This window comes from Methylobacterium sp. 88A, from assembly GCF_000376345.1.
Lineage (GTDB): Bacteria > Pseudomonadota > Alphaproteobacteria > Rhizobiales > Beijerinckiaceae > Methylobacterium > Methylobacterium bullatum.
Window position 1 is genome coordinate 1,113,599 of sequence record NZ_AQVT01000001.1, and the last position, 14,557, is coordinate 1,128,155.

General features: G+C 67.1%; 13 protein-coding genes. 7 read left to right on the forward strand and 6 right to left on the reverse strand.

From position 1 onward, the window contains the following. Window positions 1-181 precede the first annotated feature (181 nt). The 6 genes from A3OM_RS23475 to A3OM_RS0105300 all read left to right on the forward strand — a co-directional run bounded on the left by A3OM_RS23475 (window position 182) and on the right by A3OM_RS0105300 (window position 6,915). On the forward strand, window positions 182-769 hold the full coding sequence (locus A3OM_RS23475; protein ID WP_051074301.1) for a metallophosphoesterase: 588 nt from the start codon (window positions 182-184) through the stop codon (window positions 767-769). Window positions 770-927: 158 nt separating this feature from the next. Continuing rightward, complete coding sequence (locus tag A3OM_RS23480; protein WP_018042688.1) at window positions 928-1,374, forward strand: hypothetical protein; 447 nt, start codon at window positions 928-930, stop codon at window positions 1,372-1,374. A 337-nt stretch (window positions 1,375-1,711) separates the two neighbouring features. After that, window positions 1,712-1,981, forward strand: coding sequence for a hypothetical protein (locus tag A3OM_RS0105285; protein ID WP_018042689.1), 270 nt, complete (start codon window positions 1,712-1,714; stop codon window positions 1,979-1,981). A 90-nt stretch (window positions 1,982-2,071) separates the two neighbouring features. Continuing rightward, on the forward strand, window positions 2,072-2,335 hold the full coding sequence (locus A3OM_RS0105290) for a hypothetical protein (protein ID WP_018042690.1): 264 nt from the start codon (window positions 2,072-2,074) through the stop codon (window positions 2,333-2,335). Between the two features lie 390 nt (window positions 2,336-2,725). Continuing rightward, window positions 2,726-3,811, forward strand: coding sequence for an efflux RND transporter periplasmic adaptor subunit (locus A3OM_RS0105295; protein WP_026175733.1), 1,086 nt, complete (start codon window positions 2,726-2,728; stop codon window positions 3,809-3,811). Then, window positions 3,808-6,915 carry an efflux RND transporter permease subunit gene (locus A3OM_RS0105300; protein WP_018042692.1) on the forward strand — a complete coding sequence of 1,036 codons (3,108 nt, stop codon included), beginning with the start codon at window positions 3,808-3,810 and terminating at the stop codon, window positions 6,913-6,915. Before A3OM_RS0105295 ends, A3OM_RS0105300 begins: the two co-directional genes overlap by 4 nt. A 135-nt stretch (window positions 6,916-7,050) precedes the next feature. Here A3OM_RS0105300 and A3OM_RS0105305 read toward each other — a convergent pair whose 3' ends face one another. From A3OM_RS0105305 to A3OM_RS0105330, 6 genes are all read right to left on the reverse strand, one after another. Next, complete coding sequence (locus A3OM_RS0105305) at window positions 7,051-7,353, reverse strand: hypothetical protein (protein ID WP_018042693.1); 303 nt, start codon at window positions 7,351-7,353, stop codon at window positions 7,051-7,053. 623 nt (window positions 7,354-7,976) lie between these two features. Beyond that, window positions 7,977-8,174, reverse strand: a complete 198-nt coding sequence (locus tag A3OM_RS0105310) for a hypothetical protein (RefSeq protein ID WP_018042694.1) — start codon at window positions 8,172-8,174, stop codon at window positions 7,977-7,979. Window positions 8,175-8,295: 121 nt separating this feature from the next. Continuing rightward, window positions 8,296-9,210, reverse strand: a complete 915-nt coding sequence (locus A3OM_RS0105315; protein ID WP_018042695.1) for a polysaccharide deacetylase family protein — start codon at window positions 9,208-9,210, stop codon at window positions 8,296-8,298. A 21-nt stretch (window positions 9,211-9,231) separates the two neighbouring features. After that, window positions 9,232-11,697, reverse strand: coding sequence for a branched-chain amino acid ABC transporter ATP-binding protein/permease (locus A3OM_RS0105320; protein WP_018042696.1), 2,466 nt, complete (start codon window positions 11,695-11,697; stop codon window positions 9,232-9,234). A 4-nt stretch (window positions 11,698-11,701) separates the two neighbouring features. Further along, window positions 11,702-12,571: a branched-chain amino acid ABC transporter permease gene (locus tag A3OM_RS0105325; protein WP_018042697.1), complete on the reverse strand. Its 870-nt coding sequence runs from the start codon at window positions 12,569-12,571 to the stop codon at window positions 11,702-11,704. 190 nt (window positions 12,572-12,761) lie between these two features. Beyond that, window positions 12,762-13,949, reverse strand: a complete 1,188-nt coding sequence (locus A3OM_RS0105330; protein WP_026175735.1) for an ABC transporter substrate-binding protein — start codon at window positions 13,947-13,949, stop codon at window positions 12,762-12,764. Window positions 13,950-14,138: 189 nt separating this feature from the next. Between A3OM_RS0105330 and A3OM_RS0105335 the strand changes: the two genes are divergently transcribed. Next, the gene (locus A3OM_RS0105335) at window positions 14,139-14,552 is read left to right on the forward strand and encodes a nuclear transport factor 2 family protein (RefSeq protein ID WP_026175736.1); all 414 of its coding nucleotides are present in this window, start codon (window positions 14,139-14,141) and stop codon (window positions 14,550-14,552) included. Window positions 14,553-14,557: the final 5 nt, after the last annotated feature.

A 14,557-nucleotide genomic window follows, 5' to 3' on the forward strand; every position in this document is an offset into this window, starting at 1 on the left:
CCGTGTCGGCCAAATCTGAATTCCGCTCGACTTCTGTCTCGCACGCACGCGGCCGAGCGTTGGAAGTGCATGGCAGCGTCCTGATCAACGCGACTTTTCTGCCGGAGTGCCGATCCCCCGCAAAGTGGAAGCGTTTGAATGGCAGGCGACCGCTCGAGGCACCCGGCGCCGTGGGAGTCGCATGGCCACCTTCTTCACAGCCGACACACACTTTGGAGACTCCCACATTCTGCGTCAGCGGGGAGTTGCGTTCGGGTCGCTCGATGATCATGACGCGGCTTTGATCAAAAGCTGGAACGAGGTCGTCGGCGACGACGACGAAGTCTGGCATCTCGGCGATTTCGCGGCCGGCGCCAGCCGGGCTCGCTGTGCGGAGATCTTTTTTGCCTTGAGGGGGCGAAAGCGGCTGATCCGCGGCAATCACGACACCAATCGGGTCCTCGAACTGCCATGGGTAAAGCCGCCGCAGGAGAGTGCGCGGATCACCGTCAGCGATGCCGCCGGCAAGGAATGGCGACTGTTCCTTGCTCACTACGCCCATCGGGCTTGGCCGGGTTTGTGGCGCGGGACGCGGCACCTCTATGGCCACACCCATGGATCGCTGCCCGATACCCGCTTTTCATGCGATGTCGGCGTGGATGCCTGGGCCTACCGGCCTGTCGGCGTCACCGATCTGATTGCCCGCCAGAACCTTGCGCTCGTCCTGCCGGAAGAACTCCAGCGGGACGGTAACGGCGACGCGGCGATTGATCGACACTCTCGTTCATAGCGGCGGTCGTCGACGGCGACCTCGTGATACATTCAGGAGCGGCTCACTCTTGCTCGTCGTAAGCAGGCATTAACGCTGCACGGGCATTCTCTCGACATTCATCGGTCAGCCGTTCGGACCAGGGGGTCCGCCCAGTTGCGGTGGGAGACAAACGGTCCATGCCTCGCCTGCTTGAACTTCTGCGCTGGAAACTTGCGGTGCTGTTTGCTTGGACGCCGACACGTACGGTGGCGTTGAACTTGATTCTGGCGGTCTACGCTTTTGCAGGATGGGGAGCCTTCGCGAACAAGGCTTCGGCATACCGCGATCTCACCGATCAGGTCGGCCTCCTGCGGGCGGATCGCGACGGGGCGGTCAACCGCCAAAAAGAGTTGGAACAGGCAAACAACGATCTCCTGCATGAGTGGCAAGGCAAGCTCGCCTCTGCGCGAGAGGAACTTCAACAAGCTGCTGCCGCGCGCGACGCAGCCAAGGGGCAGCTTGCCGGCTCACAGCGCGAGCTTGTCGCCTCGAAGAAGCGCCTCGATCAGGCGCGGGATCGCGTCTCCGAGACAGGCAGCATCAAACACGCGGAGCCGTCCAAGAAGGCTGCGGTCAAGCCATAGGTTTGATTGGAACCGCGAGTTGGCGTCCAAGGAGCTTCGTCCTTCGACGTGCCTCCCTGGCCCGGGGCCGCTCCGTCATCTCCAACCTGCCCTGATGGAACGCCCTCGAGCGCTCACCGCCGAAGTGGATGCCGGTTCGGCGAAAAACAGCGCGGCAAAACAAAGGCCTAGAGATGTGCCCCGACCCAACGTGGTCGGGCGCAGCTCTAGTTGACGCTCCAGCGTGTCTCTCAGGGCCACGCTTGCGACCAATCCGTCTTTCGACCGTTGACCGATCACACAGGGTAGGCTCGCCCAAGTGAGCCTCCCGTTCGATCCATCAGTTGAGGAGACCCTCATGAAACATGCCCTTATCGCTGCGGCCGTCCTTCTTTCGCCCCTCGCCCTGGCCGCATCGGCGCAGGCCCAGGGGACGGTACGGGGCGCCGAACGCGGGATCGAGGATGGCAATCGTGCGGCCGGTCCCGTCGGTGGGGTGGTCGGCGGTGCGGTCGGGGCCGCGACGGGCACCGTCGGGGGCGTGCTCGGTGTCGATCCGGATCGGCGCGAGGAGCGGATGGAGCGGCGTGAAGAGCGTGGCACCGTTCGGGAGCGTCGCGACCGCTAAGACGGCGGCGCCATACGCTCACCCGTCTTCTTCGGTACGGCGCGACGGTGGGACGGTTGCGGGGATTGCCCCGCAGCCTTACCGTTCCGAATGACCGAGAAGCTGACGACAGCCGCCCTTTGCAAACTGAACCTCATCTCCCAGGAGGAGGTGGCGGCTGCCGTCGAAACTTACCTCGCGAATTCCATGGCGCCCCCGTTCGTCTTCAAGGAGGGCTACCGGCTCGATCTCGGTAAAGCCGTGCGACGACATCCCGGCGCGAACGACTTCGTCAACCGCGGGAATACCGGTCCGCTGATGAAGCGTCCCTTCATTCTGGCGGCCATCCTCGAAGCTCGCCCCTTGCGGGAATGAGCCTTCCCCGGCGCCGCGACCGACGTCCCAGCGAATATGCGTCGCTACCGGGCATCAGCACGTGTCCCGGCGCCTCGCTGCCGCTCCTGATCGATCGCTCGGCGCTCGGAACATGGTGATCGGAATACGATCGCAGCGAGCGTACCACGGCTGCGCCGCTTTGGCCGAAGCTTCCCAATTTGTCTGATCTCCCTCGGCCGCCGTTTTCGCTTCGAAGAGCGGGTCGGCGACGGTGATGCCGCCGGCCGCGCACCGTCACGGGCGTGCCCTCACCATCCCGGCTGCCTGCATGGCTTCAGCATAATCCCGCCACACCCTTGACGCTGGCCCATGCCCGAATATATTACGATCATCATCTTAATGATGGTGCGGTTGCCGGGGGAATGCGTGATGGATGCGAGGATTGCCCTCGGGATTGTCGGTCTTGCCTTGGCGGCCTGCTCGCCCGGTGAGACCGCCGTGTCGCCTCAACCGCCCCTGGTCCAGACCGTCGAGGTCGCGCGGGGTGGCGGAGGGATCGCGCGCTATACCGGCGTCGTCCGGGCTCGGACCGAGAGCAATCTCGGCTTTCGCGTCGGCGGCAAGATCTTCGAACGGCTCGTCGACCCGGGGGATCGGGTGACGCGGGGCCAGCCGCTGATGCGCCTGGACCGGACCGACTTCAGCCTGGCGCTCAATGCAGCCCGTGCCTCGGTGGAGGCGGCTCGCGCACAGATGATCAAGGCGAAGGCCGATGAGGAGCGCAGCCGCAAGCTCGTCTCCGACGGTTGGACTTCGAAACAGACCTACGACCAGAACAAGGGTGCGGCCGATTCCGCCATCGCGCAATTCGCCAATGCCGAGGCGCAGGCGAGCCAGATCGCCAATCAGGCCAGGTACTCCGAGTTGCAGGCGGATGCCGACGGCGTCGTGATGGAGGTGCCCTCCGAACCGGGCCAAGTTGTCGCCGCCGGGCAGACCGTGGTGAAGCTGGCGCGCGACGGCGCCCGCGAGGCCGAGGTGTTCCTGCCCGAGGGGAGCCGGCGCGCCGCGCAGGGCGAGGCTTCGGCCATCCTCTATGCCGAGGGCGAGGTGACCTATCCGGCGCGGCTGCGTGAGCTCTCCGCCACGGCGGATGCCGCGACCCGGACCTACAGGGCGCGCTACATTCTCTCGGGCGGCGGCGAGACCGCACCACTGGGCGCCACGGTGACGCTCCAACTCAAATCCACCGACGCCGCACGGGCGGCCGCGGTGGCGGTGCCGCTCGGCGCCCTGTTCGACCAGGGCCAGGGCGCGTCGGTCTGGCGCTACGACGCGGAGACCCAGACCGTCACGGCCCAATCCGTCGCCGTCGCCCGCATGGCCGAGGAGAACGCCGACATCGTCTCCGGCCTGAATCCCGGCGACCGGATCGTGGCCCTCGGGGCGCATCTCCTCAAGGCCGGGCAGAAAGTCCGGGTCTCTCCCCTCGCGACGACCGGAGTGGCACCGTGAGCGGCTTCAATCTTTCCGCGCTTGCCGTCCGGGAGCGGGCGGTCACGCTGTTCCTGCTGATCGCGCTCACCGGCGCCGGCTTCTTCGCCTTCGAAAAGCTCGGTCGGGCCGAGGATCCCGCCTTCACCGTGAAGGTCATGGTGGTTTCGGCCGCATGGCCCGGCGCCACCACCGACGAGATGCAGCGCCAGGTCGCCGATCCGCTGGAGAAGCGCCTGCAGGAGCTTGTCTACTACGACCGCGTCGAGACCACGGTCCGGCCCGGGCTCATGCTGATGAAGGTGCTGTTCAAGGACAACATGCCTCCGGCCAAGCTCCAGGCGGAGTTCTATCAAGCGCGCAAGAAGCTCTCCGACCAGGCTTCCAGCCTGCCGCGCGGCGTGCTGGGGCCGCTGTTCAACGACGAATTCTCCGACATCTACTTCGCTCTCTACGCACTCCAGGCCAAGGATCTACCGCACCGGCAATTGGTGATGCGGGCGGAGGAGCTTCGCCAGCGCCTGCTTCGCGTACCCGGCGTCGAGAAGATCAACATCCTCGGCGAGCAGGCCCAAAAGATCTTCGTCGAGATCTCCTACCAGCGCCTCGCCACGCTCGGCATCACCGGCCAGCAATTGCTGGCGGCTCTCGCCAACCAGAACGACGTGACCCCGGCCGGATTCATCGAGGCGGGGGGACCGCGCGTCTATCTCCGACTCGACGGCGCCATCGATGGGCTCGATGCCCTCCGCAACCTGCCCGTCGCGGCGGGCGATCGCAGCTTCAAGCTCGGCGACATCGCCGAGGTGAAGCGCGGCTACGAGGATCCGAAGACCTTCGCCATCCGCAACGATGGCGAGCCCGCGCTGATGCTCGGCCTGGTGATGAAGCCCGGCTTCAACGGGCTGAATCTCGGTGCGGCGCTCAATGCCGAGGAGATCGCGATCCATCATGAAACGCCCGTCGGCATCTCGTTCACGAAGATCACCGACCAGGCCAAGGTCATCGACGAGGCCATCCACGAGTTCATGGTCAAGTTCTTCACTGCCCTGGGGGTGGTGATCGTGGTCAGCCTCGCCGCGCTCGGCTTCCGGGTCGGCATCGTGGTGGCGCTGGCCGTGCCGCTCACCCTGTCGGCGGTGTTCGTGGTGATGATGATCACCGGTCGCGACTTCGACCGCATCACCCTGGGCGCCCTCATCATTTCGCTCGGCCTCCTCGTCGACGACGCGATCATCGCCATCGAGATGATGGTCGTGCGCATGGAGGAGGGCGCCGACCGGATCGAGGCGGCGACCTATGCCTGGAGCGCCACCGCCGCGCCGATGCTGACGGGCACCCTCGTCACCATCGCGGGCTTCCTCCCCGTGGGCTTCGCGGCGTCCACGGCCGGCGAATATGCCGGCAACATCTTCTGGGTGGTGGCCTTCTCGCTGATCATCTCCTGGATCGTGGCCGTGACCTTCACGCCCTATCTCGGGGTCAAGCTCCTGCCGAACATCAAGCGGGTGGAAGGCGGCCACGACGCGATCTACGCCACCAGGAACTACCAGCGCCTGCGCCGCCTCGTGCGGATGTCCGTCGACCACAAATGGATGGCGGCCGGTATCACCGTGGCCCTGTTTGCGGGCGCGGTGGTGGCCATGGGTAAGGTGGAGCAGCAGTTCTTCCCGAACTCGGAGCGCGCCGAGCTCATCGTCGAGGTGACCCTGCCGGCGGGCTCGGCCTTCGCCACCACCGAGGCCAGCGTGACGCGGCTGGAAACCGCCTTGCGCGAGTTGCCGGAAGCCGGTGAGATCACGAGCTATGTCGGCCAGGGCATGCCGCGCTTCGTCCTGTCCTTCGATCCCGAGCTGCCCGATCCTGCCTTCGCGCAGATCGTGGTGCAGACCGCCGACGCGGCGGCGCGCGACGCCCTGCGGACCAAGGTCCGCAAACTCGTCGACGAGGGGCGCTTCCCCGAGGCACGGGTGCGTGTCCTGCAGATCGTCTTCGGGCCACCGATCCGCTTCCCCGTGGCCTTCCGGGTGGTCGGGCCGAATCTCGACGTGATCCGGGGCATCGCCGCCGAGGTCAGCGACGTCATGGCGGCCAACCCGAACATGCGGATGGTCCATCTCGACTGGGGCGACAAGACCCCCAACCTGCACCTCGCTCTCGACCAGGAGCGACTGCGCCTGATCGGCCTGACACCGAAGGAAGCCGGCCAGCAATTGCAGAGCTACCTGAACGGCATGCCGGCCACCCAGGTGCGCGAGAACCTGCGCTCGGTCGATGTCCTGCTACGCAGCCCCGGCCCGGAACGGCGCTCGCTCGGCGAAGTCGGGGACCTCACCCTCGCGACGAAGGACGGGCGCCAGGTACCCCTCTCCCAGGTCGCGCGGCTCGAGAGCCGCAGCGAGGATGCGGTGCTGAAGCGCTACAACCGGGAAAGCTACATCCGGGTTCAGGGCGACGTCCTCGACGGGAAACAGCCGCCGGACATCCACGCCCAGATCTTCCCCCTGCTGGAACCGATCAAGGCCAAGCTTCCACCGGGCTACCGCATCGACACGGCGGGCGCCGTGGAGGAAAGCGCGAAGGCGATGATGTCGCTCGTGGCGGTGTTCCCAATCATGCTGATCGTGACGCTCACGGTCATCATGATCCAGGTGCGCTCCTTCGCCACCATGTTCATGGTGTTCGCCACCGCGCCGCTGGGCCTCGTGGGCGCCGCGCCGACCCTGCTGATCTTCCATCAGCCGTTCGGGTTCAACGCGATCCTCGGCCTCATCGCCCTGTCGGGCATCCTGATGCGCAACACACTCATTCTGGTGGATCAGATCCACCATGACCGGGCGTCGGGGCTGTCGGATTACGAGGCCATCGTCGAATCGACCGTGCGACGCGCCCGCCCGGTCATCCTGACCGCCGCCGCCGCCATGCTCGCCTTCATCCCGCTCACCCACTCGGTGTTTTGGGGAGCGCTGGCCTACGTCCTCATCGGCGGCGTCGGCGTGGGCACTTTGCTGACCCTGCTGTTTCTCCCGGCCCTCTACGCCCTCTGGTTCCGCGTGAAGCGGGAGCCGGCGGGAGAACGGGCATCGCCCGGCGAGGCCGCGATGGCTCACCCCGCGGCATCCTGAGCAGGACGTCGTTCGCGCCCGGCTCCACCGGGCATTCCAGGGATCGCGCGTTCAGGCCATGAATGCGCGGTACATCGACCGGCCCGCGATTGTGCCCCCCTCACGCGGGCCGGTCGGTCGTCCATCGCCTTCCGTTTATCGACCGCCACCACCGCCGGTGTTGGGAATCGCGACTTCCGGCTTGTTGGCGTTGCCCGCGGCCCCCGAATTGTTCGAGCGGCTTTCCGCGCCGGTGGAGCCATAGGCTTCGGTCCCGATGGAACCCGGACCGCTGTTATCGATGCCGCCCGGCTTCACCACCGGCACATCCGACGTGCCCGGCGAGGTCATGCGCGCCGGACCCGGCTGTTTGATCTCGGCGGGACCCGCCGACTGCGCGAAGGCAGGTGCCGAGGCGGTCAACAACACACTGGCGAGTAACGCGGCGTTCTTCGTCATCAAATGTCCCAAAGTTCACGAGTGGATCTCTGGGACGTCAACCAACGCGGCCGACGAGAGGTTTCAAGCTTCGCAGCGGATCCGTCTCGTGCTGGCCTGCGACTCGTGGCTCTCACCAGGAATGACTTCGGCGCTCAACGCAGGCGCACGGGCTCGCTACCCTCTGCCGGGTCGGCGGATATGCGATCGGCTTGCGGCAAGCTCGGCGCGGGCTCGCTCGACGGAGTCTGATCTTCGAAAACCGGATCGACGTCGCCGGGCTTGTCCGGGAGTTGGGGCCAAATCGGACGATCGGGTTGTATCGGCTTTGCCATGAAACGGCCTCCCAGCAATCGAACTCAGGAATGCACCACTGGGATATAATATGCCAGAAAAGATTCCGAAGCAGCTTGCCGCCTCAAGCTGCCGAGGTTCCACTCACAGCGATGTTCCGACAGACTGCGCGATATCCTGGCTGATGACACGGACCGACCGTTCGAGGGCGTCCGTGTCACGATGGAAACGAAAGAAGCCCCCGCCGGGCATTCCCGACGGGGGCTTCTTCGAAGCGCGCGTGATTCACGGCATTACCGCGTTGATGGGTCAGCCGCCGCTCATGCAACCGTGATCGAAGGACGACGAGCTTACCGCTCGCCGAAGCCGGAAAGAAGCTTCTCGATCTGGGCGAGTCCGTTCTCGCGGGCCTTGGCCTCGCTGGTCAGGCTGCGATCCGAGCGCTGGACGAGCTTGCCGCCTTTGCGAATGGCCCACTGATAGGTCGCGCCCTCGGTGCGGGGGCTGAGGATTTCCAGGGTGTAGGGGTATGTCGATGTTTCGGTCATGTCCCCTATATGGCGCAAGGTTCCGGCGCCTTCCACCCTTTTATACCGCATCTCTGACCGGCGAATTACGGACGGAGTGGCCAATCTCGTCGTCCCGGTCGATTGCCCCGTGGCGTCCGCCCTATCGCGGATCGGCTACCGCGCTCGCCAACACGTGGCCTGCGATACCTCCGGCGGTGGTGAGCCAGATCTCGTCGCGATGAGAGGCGATATGGGTGAGCGCCTCCCGGAGCGGCCGCAGCCGGTGCGGCTGGCCGACGATGTAGGAATGCAGAGCGATCCCCATGACGAGGGGCGCCTCCCGCGACTGCACCAGCATCTCGTCGAACGCGTCGACGATCATGGCGGCGAAGTCCCGCGCGGAGTCCTTCCTGGCGACGATGGCGGGGATGTCGTTGAGTTCCTGTGGATACGGCACGGAGAGGATGCGACCGCCGTCGCGGGTGGAGAACCAGACCGGCTGGTCGTCATGCGCCCAGTCGAGGAGATACCGGTAGCCCGCCTCCGCCAGGAGATCGGGCGTGACGCGTGATTGCGAGATCCAGGGGCCGAGCCATCCGGCGGGGGGCTTCCCTTCCTCCCGCGTCAGGGTGGCGGTGGCCTCGGCGATGAGTGCCCGCTCGGCTTCCTCTTCGAGGTTGCCCTGGCGCTCGGCATTGGTGCGGCCATGCCCGACGATCTCGTCGCCCCGCGCCCGGAAGGCCTCGATTAGGCCGGGACAATCCTCGTAGAGCCGGCTGTTGACCAGCACGCTGGCGGGAAGGCGAAGCTCGTCGAAGAGGGCCTTCATCCGAAAGGCACCGACGCGATTGCCCCAATCGCGCCAGGCGTAGTTCAACACGTCGGGCTGAGGGCCGCCGGGAGCCAGTTCGGCGCCGAGGCCCGATCCGAAATCGAAGGTCTCGAGATTGAGCGCCACGTAGACGGCGAGGCGCTTGCCCCCCGGCCAATCGTAGACCGGGCGGTCGGGCAAGGCGCTGTAGGCATAGCGGCCATGGTCGTTACCTGCGTCCGTCAAAGCGTCGCGCTCCTTCATCTGTCTCATAGGCTCAGATTGTCACGCAGCGCCGAGATAGGCGGCGGCGAGAGCTTCATCGGCGTAGAGCTCCGCCGCCGATCCGGTGGCGACGACGCGGCCCTGCTCCAGGACGTAGCCGCGATCCGCAACGGTCAAGGCCAGTGCGGCCATCTGATCGACGATGAGGATGGTGACGCCCTGGTCGCGCAACTCCGCCACCACGGCGTAGAGGGCGTTGATCATGGACGGCGCAAGCCCGAGGGAGGGTTCGTCGAGGAGGAGGATGCGCGGATGCGCCATCATCCCGCGCGCGATGGCGAGCATCTGCTGCTCTCCGCCGGACAGCAGGCCGGCCCGGCTCGTCGCCCGGTCGCGCAGGCGGGGGAACCGGTCGAGCAGGGCCTCCACCTCGCCCGGATCGATGGAGGTCTTCCGTCCATGCGCGCCGAGGCGCAGATTCTCCACCACCGACAGCTCCGGAAAGACCTGGCGGCCCTCTGGCACGAGGGCGAGGCCGAGGCGGGCGATGGCATGGGCCGGCAGGCCGGACACGGAGCGGTTCTCCAGGATGACGGATCCGTCCACCGGACGCAGCAGGCCACTGAGCGCGCGCATGGCGGTGGATTTGCCGGCCCCGTTCGCCCCGAGGAGCGCCACGGTCTCACCGGGCCGGACATCGAGGGAGAGGCGGTCGAGGACCGGAGCGGCACCGTAGCCTGCGGTCAGGTCGAGGGCTGAGAGGACCGCGTCGGCGGGGCCCGTCCATGGGGACGGACGCGGCCGGGCAGGGGTGTCGGCGCCTCCGAGATAGGCCCGCAGAACGGCGGGATCCGCCCGTACCGTGGCGGCATCCCCCAGCGCGATGGGTCGTCCTGCATCCATGACGAGGATATGGTCCGAGATGCCCATGACGAGGGGCATGTCGTGTTCGACGAGGACCACCACGATTCCGCACTCCGCGATCCGACGCAGGAGGCTGCCCAGGCGGTCGGTATCGGCGCGGGTGAGGCCCGCCGCCGGCTCGTCGAGAAGGAGGACGCGCGGTCGGCCCGCCAGAGCGCGCGCGATCTCCACGAGGCGGCGGTCCACATGCGGCAGTTCGGCGGCGGGCCGGTGGAGGGCCCCGGTATAGCCGACGAAGGCGAGGAGCGCGGTGGCAGCATCGACGTCGCTTCCCGCGCCCGTCCTGAACAGGCGTCCGGGGGCGATGGCGAGGGTCACGTTATCGATGACAGACAGTGAGCCGAACAGCCGCGTGGTCTGGTAGGTCCGCGCGATTCCGGCGCGGGCGATGCGGTGGGCGGACAGTCCGGCGAGATCCCGACCCGCGAGTCGGATCGCCCCGGCACCGGGCCGGTAGAAACCCGAGACCATGTTGAGCACGGTGGTCTTGCCGGCCCCGTTCGGGCCGATGATGCTGGTGACGGCTCCGGGGGCGGCCGTCACCGAGACGTCCTGCGCCGCCTTGATGCCGCCGAAGCTGATGCCGATCCCCTCCACCGCGAGCGCCTCGGGCTGTGGCTGGGCCAGATAGGACGCGACGTCGCCGCCGGTTCCGGACGCGGCCCCGGTGAGGCGGCGCGGCAGCAGCCGGGCAAGGCTGCCGACGATGCCCGCCGGCACCAGCCACAGCACGACCAGCGTGGCGAGGCCGAAGAACAGCAGGCGGTATTCGGCGAGACCCGACAGGGTCTCCGGCAGGAGGACGGTGACGAGGGCACCGAAGAGCGGCCCCAGCACCGTGCCGGCACCGCCCACCACCACCGAGAGCACGAACAGGATCGACTGGGTGAACGGGAACGAACTCGGCGCGATGAACAGCATCAACGGCGGCAGCACCGCCCCGGCGAGGCCGGTCAGCGCCGCCGAGATCATGAAGGCGAGGATCTTCACCCGCACCGGATCGAAGCCGAGGGAGGCGGCGGCGACATCCGCGTCCCGTACCGCCCGCATGGCGAGGCCGAGGCGGCTGCGCGCGAGGCGGTGGAAGCCGTAGAGGGCGAGGCCGGCGCCGAGCACCGACAGGATCGCGAGTTCGCGTTCCAGGAACGGGAATCCGAACAGGGTCGGGCCGGTGGCGATGACGAGGCCGTTCTGGCCTCCGGTGAGCGCGCCGCCCTCGATCAGCCCATGCTCGACGATGAAGCCGAAGGCGATCGTCACCATGGCGAGATAGGGGCCCTTCACCCGCATGGCGGGGATCGCGAGCACGCCGCCGAGAACCCCGGAGAGCAGGCCGGCAGCGGGGAGCGCCAGCCAGAAGCTGACCCCGGAAAGGGTCAGGATGGCGCTCGCATAGGCGCCGATCGCGTAGAATCCGGCATGGCCGAAGGAGATCAGACCGGTGAGGCCGAGGAGGACGTTCAGCCCCGTTCCGGCCAGCGTCGTCAACGTCACGAGGGCGATGATGAAATGGCTGTAGCCGTCGGTGGCGGCCACGAGGCCGATCCCCGCGAGGGTGAGGGCGAGAATGGCGAGGGGCAGGGCGGAGCTTCCGGCGCGCATCGGCTCAGACCTTGTTCACGGCGGCCCGGCCGAGAAGGCCGTCGGGGCGCAGCGCCAGCGCGAGGATGATCACCGAGAACACCACGATCTGGGTGTAGCCGGAGCCGAGATATCCGGTGACCAGAGCCTCCACGACGCCGTAGAGCAGCCCGGCCAGGACCACGCCGGTGGCGGAGCCGATCCCGCCGAGAATGGCGACGGCGAAGGCCTTGATGCCGAACAGGGTGCCCATCTCGGCCGAGACCGAGAACAGCGGAGCGATGAGGAGGCCCGCCGCGCCCGCGAGCAGGGCGGAGAGCGCGAAGGCGCAGGCCACCGTGCGACGCACGTCGATGCCCATCAGCCGCGCGGCGTCGGCATTCTGCGCTACCGCCAGGAGAACGCGGCCGAGATCGGTCCGGCGGAACACCGTGCGGATGGCGAAGGCGACGGCGAGGCCGACCACCGGGATCACGATCTGCAGCGGGTATATCCCGGTGCCGAACAGGTCGATCGGGTCACGCGCCAGGGGCGAGGGCAGGCTGCGCGGCTCCTTGCCGAAAGTGAACAGGATGACGTTGTCGAGCACCACGCCGCCCGCCACCGTGGCCAGCAGCCAAGCATCGGAGCCACGCTCGACGAAGGGCCGTACCAGGATGCGTTCGACCACGATGCCGAGGAGCGCGCAGCCGGCCAGGGCCGCCGCCACCGCCAGGGGCATCGGCCAGCCGAGCGTGATGCCGAGCATGTAGCCGAGCACCGCCCCGAGGGTGACGGCGCTGCCTTGCGCGAAGTTCACGGTGCCGGAGACGGCATAAGTCACATGGAAGCCGAGGGCGATGAGCCCGTACATGCTCCCGAGACCGAGGCCGCTCACGAGGGAGCCGGTCAGCATGGAATTCTCACTTTCACCGTATCATGTCGTCCATCCCACCCAGCCACCTCATCCTCAGGCGCCAAAGCGAAGCGGAGGCCTCGAAGGAGGCGTCCAGTTCGCACAGTGAGTTCCGGAGACCTCCTTCGAGGCCGCTTCGCGGCGCCTCAGGATGAGGTGGCGGGTGGGATAAATGGCGATGGCCGCTCCCTCAGTTCGCCACGGCGACGATCTCGCCGTCCTTGAACCGCGTGAAGACGTAGTCCTGCGGGCCGAGCGCGTCGTGACGGTCCGGGGCGAAGGGCTTGTCGTAGGTCTTGATGAGGCCGGGATAGGTGGCGATCTTGTAGAAGCCGTCGCGCACGTCCGGCCCCTTCGTGGACTTGGCCTCGCCGATCGCGAGGGCCAGGAGATGCGTCGCGTCATAGGCGTTGGCGATGCCCACCGCCGGGGTCACGTCGGCCATGGACTTGATCGCCGGGTACTTCGCCTTCAGGGCATCGAGCACGGCGACGGCCTTGGGCGAGGCGTTGCCGGCGAAGGTGAAGGTCTGGATGAAATGGACCTTGGCCGCGCTCGGGCCGGCCAGTTCGTCGAAGCGACCGCCGGCCGGTCCCCAATGCGACACGACGGGAACGGTCCAGCCCATCCGGTCGAGGGATTTCACTACCTGGGCCGAGGGTCCGACATTGCCGACCATGAACAGGGCGTCGGCGCCGGCCTCCTTCAGCCGGGTCAGCTGGGGCACCATGTCGACATCGGACGCCTCGAATTTCTCGATGCCGGCGGCGGGCAGGCCCACGGCCTTCAAGGCCGCCGTGAGGCCCTGCTGGTTCGACTCGCCCCAGGCGTTGTTGACGAGGATCATGCCGGGCTTCTTGGCCTGGTAGGTCTTGACGGCGTAGGCGACGAGGGCCTCGTCCACGAGGGCGTCCACCGCCGAGACCCGGAACGCATAATTGTCGGCGGCACCGTTGCGGGTGATGCCGGTGCCCGCCGCCCAGGGGCCGAGGAAGGGCACCTTCATCTGGTTGGCGATGGGCACGATCGCCATGGATACCGGGGTATCGAGACCGCCGACCAGGGCGACGACGCCGACGCGCTGGATCAGCTCTCGGGCGGCCAGCACGCCCTTCGACGGGTTGGCTTCGTCGTCGCGGGCCACGAGTTCCAGGGGACGCCCGAGGACGCCGCCCGCCGCGTTGATCTCGTCGATGGCGAGCCCGATGCCGCGCGAGATCGCTTCGCCCGATTTCGCTGATTGGCCGGACAGGGCGGTGACGAGGCCGATCTTGATCGACTCGGCCGCCTGGATCGGAACGATCAGCGAGAGCCCGATCAGGGCGGTCGCGCCGAGGGCGAGGCGGCGGGTCATCGGCGATGGGCTGTGCTTGCGCATGGATCGGAGCTCCGGAAGAATTGCATCCGTCGCCGCAACCGCCATGCCATTTCCCAGGCAATTGAAATATATAGATAATTCCTGCGCACAGGAATCCCGCTGCCTGCTTTCACGCCAAACTGCATACACTAATTGCATGCACTTCGGTCGAGCTTCGGGCAGGCTCGCGATCGAATGGGGAGCGGAAGCATGAGCGACACACCGAAAACCGATACCGGCACCGACGCGGCCATCGTCACCGCCTATCTCGAAGCCTCCATGGTGCCGGATCCGGAGAGGGCGGCGGGCTACATGGCGCCGGGGATCGAGATCGTCTTCACCGGCGGCCGCGTCTTCCGGCATCCGCGCGAGGTGACGGCGTTCAACGCGGGCCGCTATGCCTGGGTGAAGAAGCGCATGGAACGTCTGGACGTGGTGCCGGGGGAGGGGTTCACCACGGTCTACAGCCTCGGCACCCTCTACGGCGAATGGCCGGATGGCACCCCGTTCGAGGGCAACCGCTACGTCGACCGCTTCACCGTCCGCGACGGGTTGATCGTGACGATGGAGGTCTGGAACGACAGCGCCGAACGCTTGCTCACGAAGCACGGCGTCTCGGCATAAGCGAG

What these genes read in the sequence shown, in the direction of transcription:
- A3OM_RS23475 (WP_051074301.1), top strand. Translation starts at nt 182, where the DNA reads ATGGCCACCTTCTTCACAGCCGACACACACTTTGGAGACTCCCACATT.
- A3OM_RS23480 (WP_018042688.1), top strand. Translation starts at nt 928, where the DNA reads ATGCCTCGCCTGCTTGAACTTCTGCGCTGGAAACTTGCGGTGCTGTTT.
- A3OM_RS0105285 (WP_018042689.1), top strand. Translation starts at nt 1,712, where the DNA reads ATGAAACATGCCCTTATCGCTGCGGCCGTCCTTCTTTCGCCCCTCGCC.
- A3OM_RS0105290 (WP_018042690.1), top strand. Translation starts at nt 2,072, where the DNA reads ATGACCGAGAAGCTGACGACAGCCGCCCTTTGCAAACTGAACCTCATC.
- A3OM_RS0105295 (WP_026175733.1), top strand. Translation starts at nt 2,726, where the DNA reads ATGGATGCGAGGATTGCCCTCGGGATTGTCGGTCTTGCCTTGGCGGCC.
- A3OM_RS0105305 (WP_018042693.1), bottom strand. Translation starts at nt 7,353, where the DNA reads ATGACGAAGAACGCCGCGTTACTCGCCAGTGTGTTGTTGACCGCCTCG.
- A3OM_RS0105310 (WP_018042694.1), bottom strand. Translation starts at nt 8,174, where the DNA reads ATGACCGAAACATCGACATACCCCTACACCCTGGAAATCCTCAGCCCC.
- A3OM_RS0105315 (WP_018042695.1), bottom strand. Translation starts at nt 9,210, where the DNA reads ATGAAGGAGCGCGACGCTTTGACGGACGCAGGTAACGACCATGGCCGC.
- A3OM_RS0105320 (WP_018042696.1), bottom strand. Translation starts at nt 11,697, where the DNA reads ATGCGCGCCGGAAGCTCCGCCCTGCCCCTCGCCATTCTCGCCCTCACC.
- A3OM_RS0105325 (WP_018042697.1), bottom strand. Translation starts at nt 12,571, where the DNA reads ATGCTGACCGGCTCCCTCGTGAGCGGCCTCGGTCTCGGGAGCATGTAC.
- A3OM_RS0105330 (WP_026175735.1), bottom strand. Translation starts at nt 13,949, where the DNA reads ATGCGCAAGCACAGCCCATCGCCGATGACCCGCCGCCTCGCCCTCGGC.
- A3OM_RS0105335 (WP_026175736.1), top strand. Translation starts at nt 14,139, where the DNA reads ATGAGCGACACACCGAAAACCGATACCGGCACCGACGCGGCCATCGTC.